This window comes from Chitinophaga sp. 01L420, assembly GCF_056399985.1.
In genome coordinates this window covers 491,392-516,482 of sequence record NZ_JBFTSK010000002.1, presented here as the reverse complement: position 1 = coordinate 516,482, position 25,091 = coordinate 491,392, and the positions used below count along the sequence as shown (strand labels likewise).

The window sequence follows — 25,091 nt, the reverse complement described above, 5'->3', positions numbered from 1 at the left end:
GATATAAAGGGAATTCTTTTTAAGTATCGCTCCGGTGGCTTTGGGCTTTATGCTTTCAGCTTCAACTTACTATAAATCTCTTCCCGGCTTAGCTGCACCATTTCCCCGGGCTGCATCCCAGCAATGGTAATATCTTCGATGCGATAACGGACAAGCCTCAACGTAGGAAATCCAACAGCGGCAGTCATTCGTCTTACCTGGCGGTTCTTTCCTTCGCCCAGCACCATCCTGATCCAGGGCGCCGGGATGCTTTTGCGAAAACGAATAGGAGGGTTACGGGTCGGCAATAGTGGCTCTTCCTGGAATATCTCTGCAATACAGCGTTTGGTCCGGTATAGCTTACCATCTACGTTGATCTGCACACCCGCCTGTAACTGTTGCACTGCTTCCTGCGTAACAGCCCCATCTACCTGTACCCAATACTCTCTTTCATGCGCATGCTGCGGCAACAACAATCGCTGATTCAATGCCTTGTCGTTTGTGAGAATAAGCAACCCCTCGCTGTCGTAATCCAGCCGGCCCACCGGGTATACGTCTGGCGGCACTTTGAAATAGTCTGCCAGACAGGCTTTATTGCCTTCCGGAGTAAAGCGTGTCAAAACCTCATATGGTTTATAAATAATATAATAATAAAGCGCCACGAATACTTTTGCTTTGGTTAAGGAGCCGTAAATTAGTACTTTTGCAAATTGATTATGGCTACATCGTTCCACAATCCTTCGTGTCAACACTGCAAGGATCGTTTCTCTTCAATATTCTGCAAAGCGGAACAGTGCAATCTGGAACAAATTTCAGAGGCAAAGGTGTGCTCCATATACAAAAAGGGACAAGTGATCTTCCATGAAGGTGCTTACCCATTCGGCGTATATTGTATCAATGACGGTAAGATAAAACTATCTCACAGTGGCGATGACGGCCGCGAGCAAATCGTACGTCTCATCAAAGCCGGCGATATCATGGGTTACAAAGCATTGCTCAGTAACGAAAGATATACCGCCACAGCTACCGCCCTGGAAGACTCCTCCATCTGCTTCATCCCTAAAGACTTGTTTCTCAGTATTCTCCAGAAAGATGCCTCCCTTTCGTTTGAAATGATGCGTATCTTATCAAGTGAGCTGCGCAAGGCAGAACTGAAAATCACCCACCTGGCCCAAAAGCCGGTAAGAGAACGACTCGCAGAAACTTTACTCTTCATCAAAGAAACCTATGGCCTCGAAGAAGACGGTCATACCCTCAGCGTACGCCTGTCTCGCGATGAAATCGCCAACCTCGTTGGTACCGCCACCGAATCTGCCATACGCCTGCTTTCTGAATTTAAGAAAGATGGCATGATAGAACTGGAAGGCAAAAAAATCCGCCTGCTCGACCTCCCCGAAATTATCCGTACTGCCAACCTGCAGGACTAACCTACTCCCCGCATCCACCCCTAAAAGCTAACGGCTAACAGCAAAAGTGACAAATGTCATACTTTCCCTTGACGCATATCATTGCCCCCCGTTGCGGCTACAGGTACTTTTGTACCAATATAAAACGTCCGCTTCATGTTCGCTTATTCCATCATCAATTTCCATGAACAAACACCCGGAAACCTGTGCAATGTTATTGCCAACAAATTCCATTACCCTATTCACCACCTGGCAGAACAGGTAATGGCCTATTTTAACATGGAAAGACAAGAAGACCTAAACGCCCCTGCCACCGCCGATTTACAGCAATTACTGTTTGGTAAAATGTACTCGGAAATTACAGAGCTCATCAGCAAAGAAACAACTGTATTATTCCCCGTTATCCGCAATACTTCTTCACGCAACAAAAACCAGAAAAATATAAGGCCGGCAGCATATGACAGCATACAGCAGTCGTTCCAGAAAATACTACTACTGCTGCAAAAACCCCGGCAAATTTCCGCCAACTACCAACTGCAAAAACATTGGAGTCCGGAATATAAATTATGCGTAAACGACATTTTTACTACGGAACAACTGCTACAACAATGGATATACGTAGAACAAAATATCCTTTACCCGGCAGCTATTCCAGGTCATACCATAGTGATCACCCAACACGATATTAATAACGTAATTATTGACTAATGGCTGTTACTTCGCACACCAATACACAAATTACCTGCTTCCATTGTGGGGAAGACTGTACTGATAAGGATATTACCCTGCAGGAAAAGATTTTCTGCTGTCAGGGCTGTAAAATGGTTTATGAAATATTAAACCAGTATGATCTCTGTGAATATTATGACCTTAACAACAAACCCGGGATTAATCAACGTATTGCTGTGCGCGGAGACAAATTTGCTTTTCTGGACGATGAAAAAATTGCGCAACAGTTATATCTTTATAAAGATGAAACACAAACGCATGTAAACTTCTACATTCCCCAAATCCACTGCAGCTCCTGTTTATGGCTGTTGGAAAATCTGCACAAACTGGAAAATGGCGTACAACGTGTAACCGTTAACTTTAGTAAGAAAGAAGTACTCATCATCTTTTCTCATCCACAAACATCATTAAGAAGGGTAGCGGAAATATTGACGGCTATCGGATATGAACCGTATATCAGTTTGCAGGATCTGCAACATAAAAAGCCCGGGGCCAATCGTAAGCTGGTGTATCAACTGGGCGTAGCTGGTTTTTGTTTCGGCAATATCATGCTGCTTAGTTTTCCGGATTACTTTGCCAGTGCAGGCGGACTGGAAGAAAGTTTTAACCGCCTGTTCCGGTATATGAACCTGGTACTGGCATTGCCAGTGCTCTTCTATAGTGCGCAGGCCTTTTACAAATCAGCCTGGAGCGGGTTAAAACATGGATTTCTGAATATAGACGTTCCCATTGTGCTGGCCATCTTTGTTACGTTTACGCGTAGCCTCGTGGAAGTATGGCAGGGACATGCGGGCTACTTCGATTCTATGACAGGCATTGTTTTTTTTATGCTGATAGGCAGAGTACTGCAGGATAAAACCTACCAGGGGCTTTCCTTTGACCGGGACTATACCGCCTATTTTCCGATAGCCGTCAGCGTTATTAAAGAGGAGAAAGAAATTCCCACCACACTACCGGAACTTAAAACCGGCGATACCATCCGCATTCATAATAATGAGCTGGTGCCGGCAGATGGCATTATTGTAAGAGGTAAAGCACTGATAGATTACAGCTTCGTAACAGGAGAATCAGCCCCAGTGAGCAAATCCACCGGAGAAATTATTTATGCCGGCGGGCGGCAACTGGAGGGCAACCTGGAAATACTGACTATTAAAGAAGTGGCACAAAGCTACCTGACCAGTTTATGGAACAGGGATGAACTCAAAAATAAAGCCGCCAAACAAGTCTCCTTTGTGCATTTGTTAAGCCGGTATTTTACCTGGGTAGTACTATTGATTGCCGCCATCACAGCAGGTTACTGGACTATTCATGAACCAACACGTATATGGCCTGCCGTTACTGCCATCCTGATTATTGCCTGCCCCTGTGCATTACTACTGGCCTCTTCTTTTACCAACGGACATATATTACGTATCCTCAGCCGGCAGCGGCTTTACCTACGCAATGCACAGGCCATTGAAAATATGGCAGCCACCACACATATTATCTTTGATAAAACAGGTACGCTGACCGGCAAAACCGGTAGCTCCGTTATATATTATGGCACCCGGTTAACACCGGAGCAGGAAGCGATGATTGCAACACTAGCTGCACAATCTACTCATCCACTCAGCAAAGCCATTGTGCAATACTGTGGCACCCCAAATACAAAACACATGCATGATTTTCAACACTTTACAGGAAAAGGCGTATGTGGTTGGGTGAATGGATCTTTTGTTCGTTTGGGCAACGCTGACTTCACCGGGGCGCATAAAAAAAATGAGCAGGAGGGTAGCATTGTATATGTATCTGTCAATGAAAAACTAACCGGACTGTTTACGATCCAAAACACCTATCGCAATGGATTACGGCAACTAATGCAATTATTGCAAACACATTACCCGCTGTCTGTACTTTCCGGAGATAACGACCATACCGCCACACAGTTACGCAAACTCATGGGCGACAATGCCACCTTACTTTTTGAACAACAACCGGCAGATAAACTCGCTTATGTCATCTCCCTTCAGCAACAAGGAAAAAAGGTAATGATGATTGGTGATGGATTAAATGATGCAGGCGCATTAAAACAAAGTGATATCGGTATTTCCCTCACAGAAGACAGTAACAATTTCACGCCTGCCAGCGATGGTATTATGGCGGCGGAACAACTGCCTTTACTATTCAACTTCATACAATTATGCAAAGCCAACAAACGAATTATCCTCGTGAGTTTTGCATTGTCGCTCCTATATAATATCACTGGTTTATACTTCGCTGTGCAAGGAATTTTATCACCGCTGGTAGCTGCTATTCTGATGCCTGCAAGTTCCATCAGTATTATACTGATCACTTACGCATCTAGTGAGTGGCAGGGGAAAAGGCTTTACAATAAAGGATTACAGCAAATGACTGATAAAAATCATATTCCTGATTGAGTAAAGTCATAGTAGTGGCCAAACCAGGAGATTACCTTTGCTATCACACGAAACATACATAGTATAATCTAAGCAAACCTCAATTGAAGCTCGCATGAAATGTGCGTGTAAGTAGTCGCAAAAAAAGTGACTGTTTACACGCAGCGGGTGAGGCATGCCGGAAATGCAGCATTGTATTACATCACAACAAACAGCAAATGAAAGGTATGAACGTAATGCAGGTAGCAGGAAATGAAAGAGTGAAGAGCTGTGCTATCCTGAAAACTAAACGCTTTGATGCCACACTGCTTATTATGCAGCAGGGGCACCAGATTCCACCGCATACATCGCCGGCAAATGCGATGATACTTATACTCGAAGGAAGGATCGCATTTATGCTGAACGAAGAGGTGACCATATTGGAAACCGGCGACGTATTTTCCTTTCCTGCCAACGAGATACATGCTTTACAGGCGCTGGAAACAGCACGATTTATTCTCATTAAATAACTACATCCATGGGCGTTATCATCATATTACTCGGAGCCAGTTTACTGGTAGCACTGGGGTTCCTGGCCGCCTTCATCTGGTCTGTAAAAAACGGACAGTTTGAAGATGATTTCTCTCCGGCACACCGCATTCTTTTTGAGGATAAGCATGATAACGTAAACGACTAAACGCATTTATCAACACCTTTAAATACCAATATGTCACTCGAAAAATTTTATTACGACAACCGCACGGTAAAATGGTTTGCCTACGCTTGTATGTTCTGGGGGCTGATAGGCATGCTGGCCGGTCTATGGGCAGCGCTGGAACTGGTGATCCCCGGCCTTAATATGGGATTTGCCCCCATCACCTTTGGCAGATTAAGACCCGTGCATACCAATGCTGTGATCTTTGCCTTTGTGGGTAATGGTATATTCATGGGTGTGTACTATTCGCTGCAACGGCTATGTAAAGCACGTATGTTCAGCGACCTGTTGAGTAAAATACATTTCTGGGGATGGCAGGCTATCATCGCCGGCGGCGCTCTCACCTTGTTCCTCGGCTATACTACCGGCAAAGAATATGCAGAGTTGGAATGGCCTTTCGATATCGCCATTACCCTTATCTGGGTAGTATTTGGCGCCAATATGCTGGGTACCATTTTACGCAGACGCGAATCTCATTTATACGTGGCTATCTGGTTTTACATCGGTACCTGGGTAGCGATTGCCATGTTACATATTATTAACTCCTTTGAGTTCCCATTATCCCTGTTCAAAAGTTACAGCTGGTATGCGGGCGTGCAGGATGCACTGGTACAGTGGTGGTATGGACATAATGCAGTAGCCTTTTTCCTGACCACGCCGTACCTCGGACTGATGTATTACTTTGTACCTAAAGCGGCCAACAGACCAGTATATTCCTACCGCTGGTCTATTATTCACTTCTGGTCACTGATCTTTATTTATATCTGGGCCGGCCCGCATCACCTGTTGTACACCGCCCTGCCTGAATGGGCACAGTCACTGGGAACCGCCTTCAGCATTATGCTCATTGCTCCTTCCTGGGGAGGTATGCTGAATGGTTTACTGACACTCCGCGGTGCATGGGACCGGGTGAGAGAAGATGCTATCCTTAAGTTTTTTGTGGTAGCACTTACCTGCTATGGTATGGCCACTTTTGAAGGTCCGATGTTATCATTGAAAAACGTAAATGCCATTAGTCACTATACAGACTGGACCATTGCACACGTACATGTGGGCGCACTGGGCTGGAATGGCTTCCTGACTTTCGGTATTCTCTACTGGCTCATTCCGCGCATGTTTGGGACACAGCTGTACTCCCGCAAATGGGCCAACACCCACTTCTGGATTGGTACACTGGGCATCATCTTTTATGTAATTCCGCTTTACTGGGCAGCCTTTACACAAAGCATGATGTGGAAACAGTTTACGGAAGAAGGACAACTGAAGTATCAGTTCATGGAAACAGTTACCACCATAGTGCCCATGTATGCCCTGCGCGCAGTAGGAGGTATGCTATATATCAGTGGGCTGGTGCTGATGATCGTGAACCTTTCCAAAACCATCCGCCGCGGTTCCTTCATTGCCAACGAAGCAGCGGAAGCAGCACCTTTACCTAAAGTCATTGCTACCCATGGCAAAGCTCACTGGCATAACTGGATAGAGCGCCGTCCCTTACAGCTGGTGATATTTAGCCTGATAGTGGTATCCATAGGTGGTTTACTGGAAATGATGCCCACTTTCCTGATACGCAGTAACATCCCTACTATCAGCAGTGTAAAACCATATACACCACTGGAATTACATGGCCGCGATATCTATTTAAGAGAAGGTTGTTATAACTGTCACTCACAAATGATACGTCCTTTCCGCGATGAAGTAGCACGCTACGGTGAATACTCCAAAGCTGGTGAGTTTGTATATGATCATCCTTTCCAGTGGGGCTCCAAACGTACCGGTCCGGATCTGGCCCGTATTGGCGGCAAGTATCCTGATTCCTGGCATTTCAATCACATGCTGGATCCAACGTCTATGTCGCCGGGATCTATTATGCCTGCTTATCCATGGTTGTTTGAAGAAAGGGTAGATAAGAGCAAAACACCTGCTATGATCAACGTGATGCGCAAGCTGGGAGTGCCTTATGTGGCGGGCTATGAAAAACAGGCCAACGCTGATCTCGAAAAACAGGCACAGGAAATTGCGGCATCTCTGCAAAAAGATAAGCTGCCCATTAAAGCAGATCGTGAAATCATTGCATTGATAGCCTACCTGCAACGCATGGGAAAAGATATTAAGTCAGCACCTAAACCGGCGCCTGTTGCCGATAAAGAAGCATTTTAAATCACACATCATGAAGTTCATTAATTACCTGGAATCCATAGCCGGCATCAGCGTTTATCCGATGGCATCACTGCTGTTGCTCTTTACCTTCTTCATAGGTGCTTCGTTATGGGCTTTTAAAGCAGATAAAAAAATGGTGGATCGGATCAGCCGTATTCCTTTAGATAATGATGAGACTAATCCCCTGTAAAAGAAAACGTATGAATAAACGGTTTATACAGCTACTCGGCGGCAGTTTATTATGCAGCATGCCGGCTATTGCAGATAGCGGCGCCAATGCTCCGTCAGAATTATATGATCCGGTTGCCTTGCTGTTGCTGGTAGTAATTGGCGGGCTGTTACTGGCCATCATTCTTCTTGGCAATGCCGTATTAGGCGCTATGGATATTTTCAGAGAGAAGATGAAAAAAGATGCAGACAAAGCCTTGGTCACCATAAGTATTGTCTCACTGACACTCATGAGTCAATCCTCATTTGCGATGTCAGCAGATCAGGCGCCGGCTTCTTCTCCTTACTTCACTCATTTATCACAACCGTCCTTTTACCTGCTGGTATCAGTGATCATTGTGGAACTGGCTGTTATCATCAGCCTGTTATTTGTGTTACGCTTCCTGGCAGGTATTAAACGCAAGCGTAAGCCAGCTAAAGTACCAGTACCGGGAAAACCGCGGGTATCCTGGCTGGAGAAAATAAACAATACCAAAACCGTGGATGCTATAGCAGAAGCTGATGAAGACATGGGCCACGACTTTGATGGTATTCATGAATTAAACAATCCTACACCTCCCTGGTGGAAATGGGGTTTCATTTTCACGGTATGTTTTGGGATCGTGTACTTCTGGCGAACAGAAATATCACATTCAGCGCCAGGCCAGCTGGAAGAACTAGCCGCTGCAGAAGAAAAAGCAGCCGTTGCCAAACAGGAATACCTGAAAAAAGCGGCCAGCAATATTGATGAAAACAGCGTCACCCTACTCGCTGATCCTAATGATATTGCTGCAGGTCAGAAGATGTTCATCTCTAACTGTGCTCCCTGCCATGGGCCACAGGGGCAAGGTGTGGTAGGGCCTAATCTTACAGACGATTACTGGCTGCATGGCGGTAAAATAAATGAGGTTTTTAAAACCATTAAATATGGTGTAGCCGATAAAGGGATGAAAGCCTGGCAAGAGGATTTTTCTCCGAAACAACTGGCGCAGCTGGCCAGCTTTATTAAGTCTATACACGGCAGCAACCCTCCTAATGCCCAGGAAGCACAGGGAACGAAGGAATAAACCAATAGTACAGCCATAGATACAACAGCATCATTGACAAGCAGGGATAAACAGTATACATCATGACCGACAGCACATTCAGAGATACGATAGCCACCGTTGATAAGCAAGGCAAGCGCAACTGGATTTTCGCAAAGCAGCCTAAAGGGCGCTGGTATAATATCCGCAGTTGGGTGAGCCTCTTTTATTTTAGTGTTTTTTTTAGCCTGCCGTTTATTTCTATAAATGGCAGACCCTTATTTCTGCTGAATGTGATAGAGGGGAAATTTATACTGTTTGGCGCCATCTTCTGGCCACAGGACTTTTTCATCTTCGGACTGGCGATGATGGCATTCATTCTCTTCATCGTAGTATTCACCATGGCTTTCGGTAGACTCTTCTGCGGATGGATGTGTCCACAAACCATTTTCATGGAAATGCTGTTCCGCCGGCTGGAGTACTGGATAGAGGGAGATGCCGCATCACAGAAAATATTGCAGCAATCGCCCTGGAACACTAACAAAATAATCCGTAAAACAGGGAAGCACCTGGCCTTTTATGCGCTGTCGTTTCTTATCGCCAATATATTCCTGGCTTATATCATTGGTGCCAAAGCATTGGGCCATATCATCACTGATCCGCTCTCGGCTCATACTGGTGGCTTCATTGCCATACTGGTGTTTTCCGGGGTATTCTACGGCGTATTTGCCTTTATGCGGGAACAGATCTGCACGATTGTTTGTCCTTACGGTCGTTTGCAGGGGGTATTGCTCGATAAAAACTCCATACTGGTTGCATACGACTACAAAAGGGGAGAACCCCGTGGTAAGTTCCGTAAAGACGATTCCAGGGCGCATGGCGACTGCATCGACTGTATGCAGTGCGTAAAAGTATGCCCTACGGGTATAGATATCCGGAATGGAACACAGCTGGAGTGTGTAAACTGTACCGCCTGCATAGATGCCTGTGACTTCATGATGGAACAAACCGGCCGGCCGAAAGGACTGATACGCTATGCTTCTGAAAACGGGATTGCACAACAACAAAAGCTGCGTTTTACCACCAGGCTAAAAGTATATACTACCGTGCTGACATTGCTGCTGCTGGTCATCAGCTTTATGCTGGGCAGCCGTAAGCCGGTGAGCGGCACCATCATGCGCACTGCGGGAATGTTATACCAGGAGCGGGGAGTAGATAGTGTATCTAACCTCTACCGCATTAAGCTGGTGAACAAAACCGGTAAAGATATTCCCCTTGAGCTGAAGCTGGAAGACGAAAACGGAGTGGTGTCGATGATTGGTAATGAGGTGATCCATGTAAAAGCAGAAGGACAGGGAGAAGGTACCTTTTTTATTGTACTGCCAAAGACGATGGTGCATCAGCGCAAGTCCACACTATACGTAGGCCTTTATGAGCATCATGAAAAAATTACCCGGTTACGTACCACCTTTTTAGGCCCGGTGCAGTAAGCTGGTATCGATATAACATTCTTTAAACTGATTATTATGAACTGGGGACACAAGATCATTATTGTATTTGTAGTATTTGCTGCCGGCATTTTAACACTGGTCACCAAAAGTATGCGTACCAAAATAGACATGGTGACGCCGGATTATTATGGTGAAGAACTAAAATATCAGCAGGTAATAGACGGTAAGCAAAATGCATCGGGTCTTTCTGCCCCAGTCAATGTTGCGCAAGCAGCAGAAGGTATCCTGCTTACTTTCCCACATGAGCTGCAGGGCAAAGCGATTACGGGTAAAGTTACCTTCTACCGGCCCTCTGATTCAGGGAAAGATATACAGCTGCCACTACAGCCTGATAACGCCGGACATCAATTGATAAACAGACAGTTATTTATCAAAGGGCTGTATCGTTTCAAGGTGCAGTGGATCATGAATGACCGGCCATTTTACCAGGAACAGCCCATCAATATTAACTAACCAATAAAAACGGATATTATGATCGCCTCCTTTATGTTGGGTTTTGTGGGTAGCTTTCACTGCATTGGTATGTGTGGTCCTATTGCCTTAACGTTACCGGTGCAACATCTTACCGGCAGCAAAAAAATGGCAGGCATCCTCCTGTATAATGCCGGTCGTATCAGTGTTTATTCCATATTAGGACTCATCTTTGGTTGGCTGGGCAAACAGTTGTACCTGGGCGGGCTGCAACAATGGTTATCTATCATTACCGGCTGTTTGTTGTTGCTGGTGGCTGTCCTGAAATACACCAGTATCCGCTGGACAAAAGGTGGACATCTCCCTAACGCATTTACAACAAAAATAAAATCCCTGCTGGGCAGCCTGCTGCAACAACAACGCTTTCGTACACTGTATGCTATTGGCTTTTTGAACGGACTCCTGCCATGTGGACTTGTATACCTGGGAATTGCCGGCGCTATTGCTACCGGCGATGTGCTGAAAGGAATGTTGTTCATGGCAGCTTTTGGTGCAGGCACATTACCTGCGATGGCAGGCGTTACCTGGTTCAGTCATCTGATCAGTCTTACGGTCCGGAATAAAATGCGGAGCATGATACCGGTTGTCGTGAGCGTAATGGGGATATTGCTGATCCTCCGGGGCCTTAACCTGGGCATCCCTTATATCAGTCCTACATTGGTACCACATAGTGAACATGTCGTCGAAAATTGTTGTCATAAATCATAAGATATCATGAGCCTCATCAGTAAATATAATGTAGCCGCGCCGCGGTATACCAGTTACCCTACCGTACCATATTGGGAAGAAAACAGTTTTAATCCGGTCAGCTGGAAAGCGTTGCTGAAGAAATCCTTTCTGGAGTCTAATGGTAAGGACGGCATCAGCATCTACATTCATCTTCCGTTTTGCGAAAGCATGTGTACCTACTGTGGTTGCAATAAATATATCACCGTTAATCACGGCGTAGAGGCACCGTATATAGCTGCTTTGCTGAAAGAGTGGCAACTGTATACAGACACGTTTGGTAGCAAGCCGCGTATCCGCGAACTACACCTGGGAGGAGGCACCCCCACCTTCTTCAGTGCAGAAAATTTAACCACCTTGTTGAAAGGTATTTACAGTCTTGCGGAAGTACTTCCGGATGCCTCCCTCAGTTTTGAAGGTCATCCGGGCAATACCACACCAGAGCATCTGCAAACACTATACAACCTGGGCTTCCGCAGGATCAGTCTGGGGATACAGGATTTCGACAGACGGGTACAGGAAATTATTAACCGCCTGCAGCCTTTTGAGATGGTAGCTTCTGTAGTAGAGAACGCCAGGAAGATTGGTTTTACTTCCATCAACTTCGACCTGATTTACGGACTGCCGTTGCAAACGACCAACAGTATGCAAAACACCATCGACAAGGTGGTTAGATTACACCCTGACCGGATCTCTTTTTACAGTTATGCACACGTTCCCTGGATAAAGGGTACTGGTCAGCGCAGATATACAGAAGAAGATTTACCGGGAGATGAAGAAAAGAAACAGCTGTATGAACTGGGCAAGTTACTTTTCGACAGCAATGGATATACAGAGATCGGGATGGACCATTTTGCATTGCCGGGAGAAGCGTTAGATACTGCTTTTAAACAGGGGAGATTACACCGCAACTTCATGGGCTATACGGTTTCTCATACCTCCCTGCTGGTGGGTTTGGGCGCGTCTTCCATTGGTGATAACTGGTACGCGTATGTACAGAATGAGAAAAAGATTGATGCCTGGCAGGAGCTGGTCAACAAAGGAGAATTTCCGGTGGTGCGTGGCCACATCCTCAATGAAGAAGACCTGCTGTTGAGAAAACATATTCACGACCTGATGTGTCACTTTGAAACTACCTGGCATAAGGTAGACACACAATGCGATGCCGTGATAGATGGGTTGCAAAGACTACAGGAGCTGGAGAAGGATGAACTGGTACAGGTATCTCCTCAAAAGGTGGTGGTGACAGCTAAAGGCAAGCCGTTTATACGCAACATCTGCATGGCTTTTGATGCACGTCTGTGGCGACAAGTACCACATTCACAATTGTTTAGCAAGTCCATCTAAACCTGGTTGTTTATGTTTTTTATGATTCACCGGAGAAGCAAAGATCAGTGATAAGGATTCGTTTAATTTTTCACGCTTCGGGTGAATCATAAAAAACATAAAAAAAGTTGGGTTGAAAAGGATAAAAAATCACCGTTCCAGGGTAAAATTCCCAAAAAACATAAAAAATGAGGGTTGGTCGGTTTTCACCGGACTAGCTTAAAAAAGGTAAAAAAGTAATTGAGCAGCAGGTATGTTTTTTAGTAAGGTAAAATAACGATCGGCTGTAACGCTTTATTCGTGCGGGTTTCAGAGGCAATAAAAAAAGTCTGACCGTTTTAACAATCAGACTTTCTTGTTATGTGAATGGGTTAGTAAGTACAGGGAAACAAAATTCCCTACACAATATTAAAAAGAATTTCATCACAAAAGAAAAATTTTACAAAAAAATTTATTCACACCACTAAAATAATTGTGGATAACAGCCGGTTGAAACTTTCCGAACATCATCATCATCTCCCCATATTTTGATTATTGCAATCGTTGATTCACTACCTTTGTTACTCTTTAACATTCTTTAATAATTCAGAGTATATGAAGTTCGAAGCACCTGTTGCAGTAACTGAAATAGCAGCATACATAGGCGCAGAGCTGATTGGCAACAGTCAATTGATGGCCACTGGCATCAATGAAATTCATAAGGTAACACCAGGAGATATTTCCTTTGTTGACTTTGAGAAATACTATAACGCCAGTCTGCATTCGGCAGCAACAATTATCATCATTAACAAAAAGGTAGATTGTCCGGAAGGCAAGGCAATTTTGGTACTTGATGACCCTTTCAGTGCCTACGTAAAACTGGTAAAAAGATTCAGACCATTTGAACCGGCAACCAAAGCCATCAGCGATAGCGCTGTCATTGGAGAAGGCACCGTTATTCAACCCAACGTATTCATTGGCAATCATGTGCGTATCGGACGTAACTGTCTGATTCATCCTAACGTAACTATTTACGATCACTGTGTAATAGGAGATAACGTAGTGATTCATGCAGGTACTGTACTCGGTGCAGACGCTTTTTACTTCAAGAAAAGAGCGGAACGGGAAGTCATGTATGATAAGATGGTGAGCTGCGGCAGGGTGATCATAGAAGACGATGTGGAACTCGGCGCCGGCTGTACCATCGACAAAGGCGTGAGTGGCGACACGATCATTGGTCGTGGCACCAAACTGGATAACATGATCCACGTAGGTCATGGTACCGTAATCGGCAGGAACTGCCTCATTGCTGCACAGGTAGGTATCGCCGGTAAAGCTCACATTGAAGACAATGTAATTCTGTGGGGACAGGTAGGCGTAAACAAAGATCTCACTATCGGAAAAGGTGCCATCGTACTCGGACAAAGCGGAGTACCTGGTAACCTCGAAGGCGGCAAAGTATACTTTGGCAGCCCGGTAGAAGATGCCCGCGATCGGAAGAAAGAAATCAACTGGATCAAACGCATTCCTGAAATCTGGGAAAAAGTAAAAGATCTCAAATAAGCTTTTCAATAACGGATTGTTTGTCTGCCGCCGGGCAGGTAAACAATCCGCTTTAACCCGTGCCACAACACTCAAAACCCACCCGCTTCATGAAGCTATTATTTGCCGCTTTAATCCCCCTGCTCCTCTGGAGCTGCAGCACTACCAAAAAGACAAATACCACCAGTTCTCTCTATAGCAACGACCAGGAATGGGCCACCAAAGTAAAAGATGGCTGGCTTACCGCTAAAACCATCTCTTTTGGCCTTTATTCCACTACTTCCCGCAAAAATGGAGTAGCGGAGGCCACCTTCATTAAAGACCCTAAAAACGCCTTTAATTTTTATCTGAACGGCAATAGCGAACACCTGTTGGTACAAACCATGAACACAACAGCCATCGCCTTTGCCAACCGTGATTTACCGTCTTATTTAAGTGGTTTGGCTGCTGGCACCGATCTTCGCTACACCCTGATCAATGGCACCAAAAATGAGCCGCTAAAGCGCTGGGAAATGATCGTTAAAGCCCCCCATTACCTGGAGCTGAATGAAAACAAACCGGTAGGCGTCCTGAGATCTACGGATACAGATATACGCATCACGGCACATAACCGCTATGGCAAGGTCAATTCTTATGAAAACATATGCTATGAATTTCAATATCGCGGACAACCAGTGGCGGCTGTAATACCCGGCGATAAACCAAGAGTATGGGTAAGCAGGGAAGCAGATCCTGAAATTGCTAAAACGCTGTCGGCAGCTATCGCGGCGTTTTTGTTGTAGTGGAGATAGTACTGATTTAAAATAACACCCGTTTGAAGCACCAGGGAATAAGGCGACACCACCCTCCCGGCCAACGGCAAAAGATGCCGCCATTGCGCTTTTATTGCTTTCCGGAACCCTCCTGCAGGAAAGCAGCTGCAATTTGTTTAATGGTATCTTCCAGCGGCCGGAACTGAAAACCCGGCAACGCATTCAACACCTTCGTGTTTTCGTAATTAACTTTCATTTGTGCGGTACGGGCAGTTTCTTTTGTTACCAACGGATGCTTTCCCGTCACCATCCCTTTCACTTTTTCCAAACGCCATACTACTTCCGCCATCCAGGGCTTTGCAGCAATATGTGGCGGCTTCTTACCCAGAGCATGTGCCATAGTGGTGAAAAGACGCTGATACCCCCAATTGTCGGCAGACAGAATAAAGCGCTCCGCATTGATATCACTGTCCATCAGCTGTATCATAGCCTTCACCACATCTTCCACATCTACAAAACCATTTACGCCCTCTGTATAATAAGGGAATTCCTTCCAGGCATTTTTTAGCAATGCACCGGATCCATCATCCCAGAAACCAGCGCCTAAAATAATAGATGGGTTTACGATCACGGCGTCCAGTCCTTCAGCAATCCCCCTCCACACTTCCATCTCGCCCTGGAACTTACTGATGCTGTAGCGCGAGTTATTTTTGCTGTCCTGCCACTCACATTCCTCATTCACCGCCGCATTATCCCTTGCCCTGCCAATGGCAGCTACCGAGCTTACATACAACAGCTTTTTAACACCGGCATCCAATGCCATATTCACCACATTAGCCGTTCCTTCTACGTTAATCTTCAGGAGACGATCTTTGTCGGCCGCCTGAAAAGAAACCATCGCGGCACAGTGATATACCTGGGTTACACCTACCAGCGCATCTTCCAGGGTGAATATATCCAGGATGTCGCCAGGTACCCATTCTATCTTATCTGAAATATCCTGCAACCGGGGAGAAGGTTGTTGACGGTACAATGCCCTTACAGGTTTCCCTGCAGCAACTAATGCCCGAATTAAATGACTACCCAAAAAACCAGTACCGCCGGTGACTAAAATCATGAAGTCTAAATTCTAAAACTATAAGAGGACCAAAAATAACTAAAACTATTGTTCGTACCTGTAAAAACCCAATCCCGTTTTGCGTCCCAGCTTACCATCTTTTACTCTTTGTTCCTGTAGTGCATTCGGTTTAAAACGGGGAGCCTGGGCAAATGCATCGTATAGCGACTGCGTTACTGCCAGATTCACATCATTACCTATCAGGTCCATTAAGGCAAAAGGCCCCATTTTAAAACCGGCGCTTTCCAGCAGCTGGTCAATGGTACTGAAATCGGCCTGTCCCTGTGCTGCCACATGCATGGCTTCCAGGTAATAGTGCCTGGCCACTCTGTTGACAATAAATCCCGGGGAGTCCTTCACCCTTACCGGCACCTTGCCCATCTTCTGCGCCAGCGCAAACACAGCGTCTGCTACTTCGGGAGTGGTATCTTTACCACTTACCACTTCCACCAGCTTCATCAGGTGTGCGGGATTAAAAAAGTGCATTCCCACCACCCTCGAAGAATGACCTACTACTGCCGCCGCTATGTCGGAAACAGAAAGGGAAGAAGTATTGGTAGCAAAGATGGTATCCGGAGCGTTGATAGCCGCCAGTTGATTAAACAGGGCTGTTTTGGCGGCAATTTTTTCTACTATAGCTTCAATAATCACATCGGCTATACAGTCTTCAATTTCAGCGGTAAAACGGATGCGCTGCAGGATAAGTTCTTTTTCTTCAGCAGCCAGTTTACCCTTTTCTACCGCTACCGTTAAACTCTTCTCAATTTGTGCTTTCGCCCTATCCAGACCTTCCTGTTGTATATCAAACAACAATGTATTAAATCCGCTATAGGCTGCTATCTGTGCTATTCCGGCACCCATGGTACCTGCGCCGCATACGGCAATAGATTGAATCACTATTTGAGGATTTTTCAGGTGGGTTATTTATATAAATGCAGCGAAGAACTCCGCTGCATTTATATAAATAACTAAATAATGTAAACGCTATATAGCACCTTCAAACTGTTCCAGGAAACGGGTATCGTTCTCGGAGAACAGGCGTAAATCTTTAATCTGATATTTCAGCATGGTAATACGTTCTATTCCCATACCAAAGGCGAAGCCGGTATATTTTTCCGGATCAATGCCGCAATTAGCCAACACTTTCGGATGTACCATTCCACAACCCAGTATTTCTACCCAGCCGGTTTGTTTACATACAGGGCAACCAGTACCCCCACAAATGAAACATACGATGTCCATTTCGGCGCTGGGCTCTGTGAAAGGGAAGTAGGAGGGGCGGAAACGAATGCCCGTATTTTCACCAAACATCTCTTTCACGAAGTGATAAAGCGTTTGTTTAAGATCCGCGAAAGAAACATTTTCGTCTATATACAATCCCTCTACCTGGTGGAAGAAGCAGTGTGCACGGGCTGAAATAGTTTCATTACGGTATACTCTTCCCGGGCTGATAATGCGGATCGGCAGTTTGCCTGCTTCCATCACCCTTACCTGGGCGGAGGAAGTTTGGGTACGCAGCAACCAGTCAGGGTTTTTGCTGATAAAAAAAGTATCCTGCATATCGCGGGCCGGGTGATTTTCCGGTAAATTCAATGCAGTAAAGTTGTGCCAGTCATCTTCAATTTCAGGACCTTCGGCAATGCTGAAGCCCAGACGCTCAAATATGCGGATAATTTTATTCCGCACCAGGCTGATAGGATGACGGGTGCCCAGCCGGTGTGGCGCCGCCGGCAAAGTATAATCAATATCGCCGGTATCTGCGCCGGAAGCATCTTTCAGATCACTGAACTGCTCATAACGGGACTCCGCGAGTTGTTTAAATTCGTTTAATATCTGCCCAAATTCTTTCTTACGGTCATTCGGTACCTGCTTCATCTCCCCGAAAAGAGCTTTCACTATACCTTTTGTACCCAGGAATTTTATGCGGTACTGTTCCAGATCCGCTGCGCCGGCAGGCGTAAAAGCCGCTATTTCTTCTTTGTAGGCTGCTATTTGCTGTACTAACTGTTCCATAAACAACAAAGATAAGCGATTAGAAGTAAATCTACCGGCATAAACCCATAGCTTATTTCCCGGAAATGACGTATATTTTCATTAGCAAATCTGAAGGGGTATGCCTACAACTATACACACAACACTGCTGTCACTTGTTACGGCTGTATCTATCGTTTTCTTACTCCTTTTCCTCCATTACAGATCCCGTTACCTTGTCCTCAAAGGCAGTGAAGCCGCCATGGTGCGCCATACCAACCAACAGGAAAAAGAACTCCTGCTGCTCCGTAAACAATTGTCGGAACTAAAGCTCCTCACCCTGAAGTCGCAGGTAAATCCGCATTTCCTGTTCAATTGCCTGAATGGTATTTATACGGCCCTTATGACCGGAGAAACGGCCCTGGCCCAGGAATATATTTCCGGATTTGCCATGTTGCTAAGGAAAGTATTAATGCTGGCAGATAAAAATTTTATCTCTTTACAGGAAGAATCTGATATGCTGGAACTATACCTGAAACTGGAACAGCTACGCACCAATAACGGATTTAAATATACGCTCACCACGGATCCCCAAATCTCTCCTTCTGCATTACCAGTACCCTGTATGCTGGTACAACCCTTTGTGGAAAACGCCATCTGGCACGGGCTGATGCATAAGGAAAAAGACCGGCAACTACATATTCGCTGGATGCAGCTACAAACTAATCTTTACGCCTGTGAAGTAACCGACAATGGTATAGGCCGCGTACAAGCCCTGCAATATCATCATGATGGCCTGAAGACGAATAACCATCACTCCCGGGGCATGGAAATATGTATGGAGAGAGCCTCCCTTTACAGATCCATGTACCATACCCAGTTTAATATTGAAATTACTGATCTCCCGGGAGAAGAGAACACCGTGCAGGGTACCCGTGTATACATTACTTTTGAAGTAGACCCCAATATGAGCACCACCCGCTAAAAAATCAATTTATAACCCACCCCGCGGATATTCACAATCTGTACCCTGGAATCATCCTTCAGGTACCGGCGGAGCTTTGTGATAAAAACGTCCATGCTGCGGGCATTAAAAAAATTATCATCTCCCCATAAATCCAGCAATACCGACTTCCGCTCCATTACCTCATTTTTGTTGTTGTATAACCGCTGTAAAATAGCGGCCTCGCGGTGAGACAGGAACTCAATAGTATTATTGCGGGCAAGGGTTTGCTTGGTATAATTAAACACATACTGCCCAATGGATACGGCACCTTCTTCCATTTCGCGGGTACCAGGATTGTCGCCGAAACGTTTCAGTAAGGCGGTAATGCGTACAATCAGTTCATCCATACTGAAAGGCTTCTTCAGATAGTCATTGCCTCCCAGTTCAAAGCCCTTCACCACATCTGCTGTCTGCGATTTGGCCGTCAGGAAGATGATCGGCGTAAATTTATCCTGCTTGCGGATTTCTGCCGTAACAGTAAACCCGTCCATATTAGGCATCATAATATCCAGTACCACCACATCCGGGTGTTCCTGCTGGTATAAACGTAACCCTTCCTTCCCATCAGCCGCATACAACATTTCAAAACCCCGCATTTCAAGACTGTCTTTTACAATCTGTCCGAGCTGTACTTCATCTTCTATTAATAATACTTTTGCCATAACGTCTTTTATTTATTGTTGCTACGCTGAAGGGATGATAATAGTAAATTCGCTGCCTTTATCCGGCTCACTTTGCACATGTATAGTACCACCATGCATTTCCACAATCTTTTGCACATAGCTTAAACCCAAACCAAAGCCTTTCACATTGTGCAGATTACCTGTAGGTACCCGGAAAAACTTATCAAAGATACTTCCATGGTACACCTTCGGGATACCGATACCACTGTCTTTCACCCGGATCTTTAAGATACCATTTTCCAGGCTGGTTTGTATATATAACTGTACTACTTCGCCGGAATATTTGATCGCATTATCTACCAGATTATTGATAGCATTGGATAAATGTGTTTTATCCACATACACCATTTTACCCGCCAGGTTATTGTCGTAGCGCAGCTGCAGCTGTTTCCCTGCTTTCAGCTGATGATTGGACAGTATATTATCGATGACTTCATTCAGGTCTGTTTCTTCCCGGAACAACTCAATATCCTCTTTTTCTTCGGCAGCGATGTGCAGTACTTTTTCTACCAGGTCGGATAAGCGCTGTAATTCATTCTTAGAGATGTCGAGATAGGTTTGTGTTTTGCGCTGATCGTTCAGCGCATTGAAATTCTGTAATGCTTCTACCGCAGCAGACACAGTGGCAATGGGCGTTTTCAGCTCATGTGTCATGTTGTTGATAAAATCATTTTTCACCTCTGACAACCTTTTTTGTTTCAGGATTGTTCTCAGCATATAAACAAAACAGAGGGTGGTCAGCACCAGTAGCACCAATGAACTCAGCAGAGTCCAGATCATTTTCTGCAGAATAAACTGTAGGGGAGAATCGAAGCTGGCCTGTACAAAAAGACTGCTGGCCGGGTTAAAGGGGATCTTGGCCGTTTGCCGGGGCTCACGTCGGCGGATACTATCCCTGAAACTCTCTCTTTCAAAGCCGCTATAGTTAAGATGAAAAGTATCCATTTCGTAAGGCGTGGCAATTTGCCGATTCGCCAGTTCTACCTTAAAAACGGAATCCAGCTTTATAAGGTTAGTGCTATCGTTATGTAAGTTATTGGTAATGAGTATCTCAGAGATCTGTCTGGCTAAAGTATCCACATAAACTTTTGAGGGAGAATCACTGTGAAGAGCTTCCGGTGGAGGTGGACCAGGATAGCGGTCAAAGTCTCTTTGTCCCCTGAATCGTTTCCCTTTAGGCATGCCAATTTCTTCCAGCTGATCAGCGAGCCCTCTCATAGGCCGGTTCAGTGAATCTTTGTCCTTCCCGAAATATTTGATATAGCGGCGTACATCAGAAAACTGTTTATTGAAAACCGCCATACGGAGCGATTCATTAATTTCTTTGCTGAATTGTTCCTCCCTCAGCTTGTAAGAATTGTACAGCCAGTAGCCCTGGAATAGAAATATACCCAGTATACAGACAGACATGAGGATGAGGATATTTCTGATTCTTTGTCTCATGAAGCATTTTAAGATCCTTACAAAACTATCCATTCCCGGCTTAATACCGGCTAATCTCTTAACAGTAATTAACAGTAAATAAGGAAGATTAACGCTTACAGATAGTCCTTAACAGTAAATAACAGTAAATAAAGCTTTTTAACCCAAAAAATGAAAGCGAAGGAGCATTTTTGTGATAACAAAAACAACCAGGTATGAACCGAACTATCCGTTTATTCTTTGCGGCAGCCATGCTGCTCTCTGCTACCAGCCCGGTATTTGCACAGCAATCAGGTACTATTGAATATGAAGTCACAGCTAAAACAGATCCGGAGCGTATGCGCGGTTTCCAGCGTGGTGGCGATGATGCACCGGCTATCCCGGATGTCATCACCTTCAAACAAACCTTTACTTTCAGTAACAATATTGGCAAAATCACTACAGAGCGTCCTGACTTTGGTGGCGGCAGAAGACAACGCGCCGATGGTGACACCAGTGCAGGCAGAAGACAGCGTCCACAAGGCGATACCAGCAACCGCAACGGACGCAGGCCTGGCATGGGTCGTGGTAACAATGCCCAATACGTAGATCTGGCCAACAAAAAATACGAACAGGTATTCAGCACCTTTGGCGATGATAAGAAAACTTATTACACAGAAGAGGATTTCATCATTACCGCTAATACCAAGTCATCTGACAAGACTAAAAAAATAGCCGGATACAACTGCAAAAAGGCCACCATACAGCTGAAAGACGACACTTACACTGTTTGGTATACCACAGAATTACCGTTCAGCTTTTCTCCTCTCAATGGCTTATTACCTGAAAACAATGCAGTAGTACTGTCAGCAGAGGGCAGTAACCGTTCTTTCGTTGCAAAAAATGTAACCCTGAAAGCCATAACAGATGCAGATCTGAGCCTCCCTGCCGGCGCTGAAAAAGTAACCCAGGATCAAATGAGAGAAATCAGGAAACAGGAAATGGATAAATTACGTAAGCGGCAACAACAATAGTGAATTTCATCCTAACTTTCCCCTTTCCTGTTAATTTCATTTATGAAGAAACTTATACAACTCTTGCTGATACTGGGTTTGGGCATATCATATGCCCAGGCCCAGTCGCAACAAGGAAAGATTAAAGGCCAATTGACTGACTCCAGCAGCAGGGAGGCGATGCCCGCTGCCACGGTGGTGCTGTTAAACGCAAAAGACTCCAGCGTTGCCAGCACGACCATGACAGATATCAAAGGCAATTTTGAACTGACCAGTGTAGCAGATGGCGCCTACCGCCTCTATGTAAGCTTCCTGGGCTACAAACCGATCAACAAACAAGTACAGATAACTCCCGACCACAGAGATATTTCCCTCGGCAACATCGCCATGGGGCATAAAGGCGTAAATCTTAACACCGTTGAAATCGTGGATGAAAAGCCGCCGATTGTAGTGAAAAAAGATACCCTTGAATTTAATGCGGATGCCTTTAAAACCCGCGAGAATGCAGTAGTTGAAGACCTCCTGAAAAAATTACCCGGCGTTACAGTGGATAAAGATGGCGCGATCACCGCACAAGGTGAAACCGTTACAAAAGTATTGGTAGATGGTAAACCTTTTTTCGGCAGTGATCCGAAACTGGCCACCAAAAACCTTCCCGCAAACATCATTGATAAAGTACAGCTGATAGATAAGAAATCTGATCAGGCACAATTTACCGGGATCGATGATGGACAAACAGAAAAAACAATCAATATCACCATTAAAAAAGATAAGAAAAAAGGGATGTTTGGCCGCGCCACAGCAGGGTATGGAACAGATGACCGCTATGGTGTTTCCCTTAGCTTAAACCGCTTCCGCGAAAATCAACAGATGTCGCTGTTAGGCGGCGGTAACAATGTGAACAACATGGGCTACACACAGCAGGATCAGATGAGCTTCAGTTCTGCCGGCGGAGGAAGAGGTGGTGGCCGCGGTGGTGGTGGCGGTGGCATGCGCGGCATGGCACAAAGCTTCGGAGGCGGTGGTAACAATTCCGGTATCACCCGCAATTGGAACACTGGCTTGAACTTTAACCAGGACTTCAGCAAAAAACTGATCGTAAACGGTAGCTACTTTTTTAATGATACCAAAACGGATGTAGAACAAAAACAGGAAAGACAAACTTTCTCCACAGACAAAGCCGGCAAGTCAAATACCACCTACGATAATTCTAATTCTGTATCACAAACAGATAACAGCAACAACCGCATTTCCGCCCGTATAGAATATACGATCGATTCATTGCATTCCCTCATCTTTACACCCACTTATTCCCTTACTAACGGGAACAGCTATAGTATTACCAATAATGTGTCGCTGAATACTGCTAAAGACTCGATCAATAAAGGTGTTACAGTAAACGATGGGCAGGGCAATAATACCAACGTTGGTGGTTCCCTGTTATTCCGTAAACGGTTTAAAAAGCAAGGTCGGTCACTGAGTGCAAACTTCAATTACAGCAACAGTAATAACGATCAGCAAAACTATGTGAAGTCCAGTTTTTACTTCTTCGATAAAGATAGTGTGAATGCTTTTAATCAGCGTAATCAGATCAATACCGATAGTCGCAATGAAAGCGTCAACCTCACGTATACAGAGCCTATAGGGCGAGACCGTTACCTTGAAGCAAACTATGGCATCACGAAATACAACAGCACCAGCACCAAGTATACGTATGATTATGATGCAGGAAAAGATGAATACACCCTCATGAATGACTCACTGAGCAACGTTTTCACCAACAGCACATTGAACCAGCAGGCAGGGCTATCCATCCGGACCAACAAGCTGAAATACGATTACTCATTTGGATTGAATGTATTGTTCAACAACCTGGATAATACCACCCATTCTTTCCTCACAGGGAAAGACACGCTCATTCAGCAACGTACGGTTAATTTTGCACCGCAGGCCTCTTTTAACTATATGTTTTCAAAAAGCAAACGGTTACGCATCAACTATAACGGAAGCACGCAACAGCCTACTGTGCAGCAGCTCGCGCCCGTGCCGGACAACAGCAATCAGTTGTACATACAGCTGGGTAATCCGGACCTTAAACCATCGTTCAACAATAACCTGAACATCAATTTCAACCAGTTCAACAATATCACTTTCCGTGGTATGTTTGCCTCACTGAACGGATCGTACTCGATGAATAAAATCATCAATGCTACCACATTGGATAATACGACTGGTAAACAAACCGTGAAACCTGTTAACGTAAATGGATTTTTTAGTGTCCGCGGTATGGTGCACAACTCTATTCCATTGTCTAAAACACCCGGACAAAATCTGAATACCGGTACTACTATCGGTTACAGCCGGGATGTTATTATGGTAAATAATACCACCAGTTACACAGGAACGCTGCAGTTATCTCAGTCTGCCAATGTGAATTATATGTACAAGGAGCTGCTGGATGTATCGCTGGGCGGTAGTATCAACTATAACGCTGTCCACTATACGCAGGCAGCAAATGATAATCAGAAAGATACCCGTTACCTGGATTACAACATCAATACCGACTTTAACATTAACCTGCCTAAAGGCTTTATGATCGGCAGTGATATCACCTGCACCCTGAACCGCGGCAGACCCGTAGGATATAATCTGACTTCTACCATGTGGAATGCTAATATTTCAAAATATGTATTCCCTAAGAAACAAGGTATGATTAAAGTACAGGGCTTTGATTTACTGAGACAATATATCAGTGTAACCCGTTCGGTAGCTGATAACTATATCCAGGATACACAAAGCAATGTGCTGCAGCAATATTTCATGGTGAGCTTCACCTACTTCCTGAACAAATTTGGAGGTAATACCAAAGGCGGAGACAGAGGTAACCGTATGGGCTTCCCCGGAGGCCGGGGCGGTGGAGGCGGAGGATTCCGTCCGGGCAGAGGATTATAGTCATCTCCCCATTTAAAATGGCGAAGGGCTTTTGATCAGCAACCTGGT

23 protein-coding genes are annotated in these 25,091 nt (G+C 45.1%); 17 read left to right on the top strand and 6 right to left on the bottom strand.

Translation table 11 applies throughout. The features are described 5' to 3' along the window. Positions 1-47: 47 nt before the first annotated feature. Positions 48-641, bottom strand: coding sequence for a pseudouridine synthase (locus tag AC1DP6_RS03910; RefSeq protein ID WP_477053658.1), 594 nt, complete (start codon positions 639-641; stop codon positions 48-50). 54 nt (positions 642-695) lie between these two features. On the opposite strand from AC1DP6_RS03910, the gene AC1DP6_RS03905 reads away from it, so the two are divergent. From AC1DP6_RS03905 to AC1DP6_RS03840, 14 genes are all read left to right on the top strand, one after another. Further along, entirely contained in the window at positions 696-1,406 is a 711-nt protein-coding gene (locus AC1DP6_RS03905; RefSeq protein WP_331957020.1) for a Crp/Fnr family transcriptional regulator, read from the top strand. Positions 1,407-1,541: 135 nt separating this feature from the next. Next, the gene (locus AC1DP6_RS03900) at positions 1,542-2,093 is read left to right on the top strand and encodes a hypothetical protein (RefSeq protein WP_477053657.1); all 552 of its coding nucleotides are present in this window, start codon (positions 1,542-1,544) and stop codon (positions 2,091-2,093) included. Next, positions 2,093-4,531: a heavy metal translocating P-type ATPase gene (locus AC1DP6_RS03895; protein ID WP_477053656.1), complete on the top strand. Its 2,439-nt coding sequence runs from the start codon at positions 2,093-2,095 to the stop codon at positions 4,529-4,531. Before AC1DP6_RS03900 ends, AC1DP6_RS03895 begins: the two co-directional genes overlap by 1 nt. A gap of 197 nt (positions 4,532-4,728) precedes the next feature. Continuing rightward, positions 4,729-5,019, top strand: a complete 291-nt coding sequence (locus AC1DP6_RS03890) for a cupin domain-containing protein (protein ID WP_331958334.1) — start codon at positions 4,729-4,731, stop codon at positions 5,017-5,019. 8 nt (positions 5,020-5,027) lie between these two features. Next, a complete protein-coding gene (gene ccoS / locus AC1DP6_RS03885; protein ID WP_441578301.1) occupies positions 5,028-5,186 on the top strand; it encodes a cbb3-type cytochrome oxidase assembly protein CcoS in 159 nt (52 codons plus the stop codon). 30 nt (positions 5,187-5,216) lie between these two features. Next, on the top strand, positions 5,217-7,361 hold the full coding sequence (gene ccoN / locus AC1DP6_RS03880) for a cytochrome-c oxidase, cbb3-type subunit I (RefSeq protein WP_477053655.1): 2,145 nt from the start codon (positions 5,217-5,219) through the stop codon (positions 7,359-7,361). Positions 7,362-7,371: 10 nt separating this feature from the next. Then, positions 7,372-7,551 (top strand): CcoQ/FixQ family Cbb3-type cytochrome c oxidase assembly chaperone, encoded by a 180-nt coding sequence (locus AC1DP6_RS03875; RefSeq protein WP_331958343.1) that lies wholly within the window; start codon positions 7,372-7,374, stop codon positions 7,549-7,551. A 10-nt stretch (positions 7,552-7,561) separates the two neighbouring features. Further along, positions 7,562-8,635, top strand: coding sequence for a cbb3-type cytochrome c oxidase N-terminal domain-containing protein (locus AC1DP6_RS03870; RefSeq protein ID WP_477053654.1), 1,074 nt, complete (start codon positions 7,562-7,564; stop codon positions 8,633-8,635). A 62-nt stretch (positions 8,636-8,697) separates the two neighbouring features. Then, the gene (gene ccoG, locus AC1DP6_RS03865) at positions 8,698-10,083 is read left to right on the top strand and encodes a cytochrome c oxidase accessory protein CcoG (RefSeq protein WP_477053653.1); all 1,386 of its coding nucleotides are present in this window, start codon (positions 8,698-8,700) and stop codon (positions 10,081-10,083) included. Positions 10,084-10,119: 36 nt separating this feature from the next. After that, entirely contained in the window at positions 10,120-10,557 is a 438-nt protein-coding gene (locus AC1DP6_RS03860; RefSeq protein WP_477053652.1) for a FixH family protein, read from the top strand. 18 nt (positions 10,558-10,575) lie between these two features. Next, positions 10,576-11,283 (top strand): sulfite exporter TauE/SafE family protein, encoded by a 708-nt coding sequence (locus tag AC1DP6_RS03855; RefSeq protein ID WP_477053651.1) that lies wholly within the window; start codon positions 10,576-10,578, stop codon positions 11,281-11,283. 6 nt (positions 11,284-11,289) lie between these two features. Beyond that, a complete protein-coding gene (gene hemN / locus AC1DP6_RS03850) occupies positions 11,290-12,648 on the top strand; it encodes an oxygen-independent coproporphyrinogen III oxidase (protein ID WP_477053650.1) in 1,359 nt (452 codons plus the stop codon). A 573-nt stretch (positions 12,649-13,221) separates the two neighbouring features. After that, complete coding sequence (locus AC1DP6_RS03845; protein WP_477053649.1) at positions 13,222-14,169, top strand: UDP-3-O-(3-hydroxymyristoyl)glucosamine N-acyltransferase; 948 nt, start codon at positions 13,222-13,224, stop codon at positions 14,167-14,169. Positions 14,170-14,258: 89 nt separating this feature from the next. Further along, positions 14,259-14,930, top strand: a complete 672-nt coding sequence (locus AC1DP6_RS03840; RefSeq protein ID WP_477053648.1) for a hypothetical protein — start codon at positions 14,259-14,261, stop codon at positions 14,928-14,930. A 100-nt stretch (positions 14,931-15,030) separates the two neighbouring features. Here the strand turns inward: AC1DP6_RS03840 and AC1DP6_RS03835 are convergent, their stop codons facing one another. From AC1DP6_RS03835 to pheS, 3 genes are all read right to left on the bottom strand, one after another. Beyond that, positions 15,031-16,017, bottom strand: a complete 987-nt coding sequence (locus AC1DP6_RS03835) for an NAD-dependent epimerase/dehydratase family protein (RefSeq protein ID WP_477053647.1) — start codon at positions 16,015-16,017, stop codon at positions 15,031-15,033. Between the two features lie 45 nt (positions 16,018-16,062). Beyond that, positions 16,063-16,914, bottom strand: a complete 852-nt coding sequence (locus tag AC1DP6_RS03830) for a 3-hydroxyacyl-CoA dehydrogenase family protein (protein ID WP_477053646.1) — start codon at positions 16,912-16,914, stop codon at positions 16,063-16,065. 87 nt (positions 16,915-17,001) lie between these two features. Then, positions 17,002-18,030 (bottom strand): phenylalanine--tRNA ligase subunit alpha, encoded by a 1,029-nt coding sequence (gene pheS / locus AC1DP6_RS03825; protein WP_441578312.1) that lies wholly within the window; start codon positions 18,028-18,030, stop codon positions 17,002-17,004. Between the two features lie 100 nt (positions 18,031-18,130). Here pheS and AC1DP6_RS03820 point away from each other — a divergent pair, with 100 nt between their 5' ends. After that, entirely contained in the window at positions 18,131-18,973 is an 843-nt protein-coding gene (locus tag AC1DP6_RS03820) for a sensor histidine kinase (RefSeq protein ID WP_477053645.1), read from the top strand. Here the strand turns inward: AC1DP6_RS03820 and AC1DP6_RS03815 are convergent. Both AC1DP6_RS03815 and AC1DP6_RS03810 read right to left on the bottom strand, forming a co-directional pair. Then, positions 18,970-19,656, bottom strand: a complete 687-nt coding sequence (locus AC1DP6_RS03815) for a response regulator transcription factor (RefSeq protein ID WP_441578314.1) — start codon at positions 19,654-19,656, stop codon at positions 18,970-18,972. The genes AC1DP6_RS03820 and AC1DP6_RS03815 overlap by 4 nt on opposite strands. A gap of 21 nt (positions 19,657-19,677) precedes the next feature. Further along, a complete protein-coding gene (locus tag AC1DP6_RS03810; RefSeq protein WP_477053644.1) occupies positions 19,678-21,120 on the bottom strand; it encodes a sensor histidine kinase in 1,443 nt (480 codons plus the stop codon). Between the two features lie 194 nt (positions 21,121-21,314). On the opposite strand from AC1DP6_RS03810, the gene AC1DP6_RS03805 reads away from it, so the two are divergent. Together AC1DP6_RS03805 and AC1DP6_RS03800 are read left to right on the top strand one after the other, a co-directional pair. Next, entirely contained in the window at positions 21,315-22,112 is a 798-nt protein-coding gene (locus AC1DP6_RS03805; RefSeq protein WP_477053643.1) for a GLPGLI family protein, read from the top strand. A gap of 42 nt (positions 22,113-22,154) precedes the next feature. Then, complete coding sequence (locus AC1DP6_RS03800) at positions 22,155-25,043, top strand: outer membrane beta-barrel protein (RefSeq protein ID WP_477053642.1); 2,889 nt, start codon at positions 22,155-22,157, stop codon at positions 25,041-25,043. Positions 25,044-25,091: the final 48 nt, after the last annotated feature.

Excerpts from the sequence above, each read along its gene's own strand:
- AC1DP6_RS03905 (WP_331957020.1), top strand. The coding sequence starts at position 696 with ATGGCTACATCGTTCCACAATCCTTCGTGTCAACACTGCAAGGATCGT.
- AC1DP6_RS03900 (WP_477053657.1), top strand. The coding sequence starts at position 1,542 with ATGTTCGCTTATTCCATCATCAATTTCCATGAACAAACACCCGGAAAC.
- AC1DP6_RS03895 (WP_477053656.1), top strand. The coding sequence starts at position 2,093 with ATGGCTGTTACTTCGCACACCAATACACAAATTACCTGCTTCCATTGT.
- AC1DP6_RS03890 (WP_331958334.1), top strand. The coding sequence starts at position 4,729 with ATGAAAGGTATGAACGTAATGCAGGTAGCAGGAAATGAAAGAGTGAAG.
- ccoS (WP_441578301.1), top strand. The coding sequence starts at position 5,028 with ATGGGCGTTATCATCATATTACTCGGAGCCAGTTTACTGGTAGCACTG.
- ccoN (WP_477053655.1), top strand. The coding sequence starts at position 5,217 with ATGTCACTCGAAAAATTTTATTACGACAACCGCACGGTAAAATGGTTT.
- AC1DP6_RS03875 (WP_331958343.1), top strand. The coding sequence starts at position 7,372 with ATGAAGTTCATTAATTACCTGGAATCCATAGCCGGCATCAGCGTTTAT.
- AC1DP6_RS03870 (WP_477053654.1), top strand. The coding sequence starts at position 7,562 with ATGAATAAACGGTTTATACAGCTACTCGGCGGCAGTTTATTATGCAGC.
- ccoG (WP_477053653.1), top strand. The coding sequence starts at position 8,698 with ATGACCGACAGCACATTCAGAGATACGATAGCCACCGTTGATAAGCAA.
- AC1DP6_RS03860 (WP_477053652.1), top strand. The coding sequence starts at position 10,120 with ATGAACTGGGGACACAAGATCATTATTGTATTTGTAGTATTTGCTGCC.
- AC1DP6_RS03855 (WP_477053651.1), top strand. The coding sequence starts at position 10,576 with ATGATCGCCTCCTTTATGTTGGGTTTTGTGGGTAGCTTTCACTGCATT.
- hemN (WP_477053650.1), top strand. The coding sequence starts at position 11,290 with ATGAGCCTCATCAGTAAATATAATGTAGCCGCGCCGCGGTATACCAGT.
- AC1DP6_RS03845 (WP_477053649.1), top strand. The coding sequence starts at position 13,222 with ATGAAGTTCGAAGCACCTGTTGCAGTAACTGAAATAGCAGCATACATA.
- AC1DP6_RS03840 (WP_477053648.1), top strand. The coding sequence starts at position 14,259 with ATGAAGCTATTATTTGCCGCTTTAATCCCCCTGCTCCTCTGGAGCTGC.
- AC1DP6_RS03835 (WP_477053647.1), bottom strand. The coding sequence starts at position 16,017 with ATGATTTTAGTCACCGGCGGTACTGGTTTTTTGGGTAGTCATTTAATT.
- pheS (WP_441578312.1), bottom strand. The coding sequence starts at position 18,030 with ATGGAACAGTTAGTACAGCAAATAGCAGCCTACAAAGAAGAAATAGCG.
- AC1DP6_RS03820 (WP_477053645.1), top strand. The coding sequence starts at position 18,131 with ATGCCTACAACTATACACACAACACTGCTGTCACTTGTTACGGCTGTA.
- AC1DP6_RS03815 (WP_441578314.1), bottom strand. The coding sequence starts at position 19,656 with ATGGCAAAAGTATTATTAATAGAAGATGAAGTACAGCTCGGACAGATT.
- AC1DP6_RS03810 (WP_477053644.1), bottom strand. The coding sequence starts at position 21,120 with ATGAGACAAAGAATCAGAAATATCCTCATCCTCATGTCTGTCTGTATA.
- AC1DP6_RS03805 (WP_477053643.1), top strand. The coding sequence starts at position 21,315 with ATGAACCGAACTATCCGTTTATTCTTTGCGGCAGCCATGCTGCTCTCT.
- AC1DP6_RS03800 (WP_477053642.1), top strand. The coding sequence starts at position 22,155 with ATGAAGAAACTTATACAACTCTTGCTGATACTGGGTTTGGGCATATCA.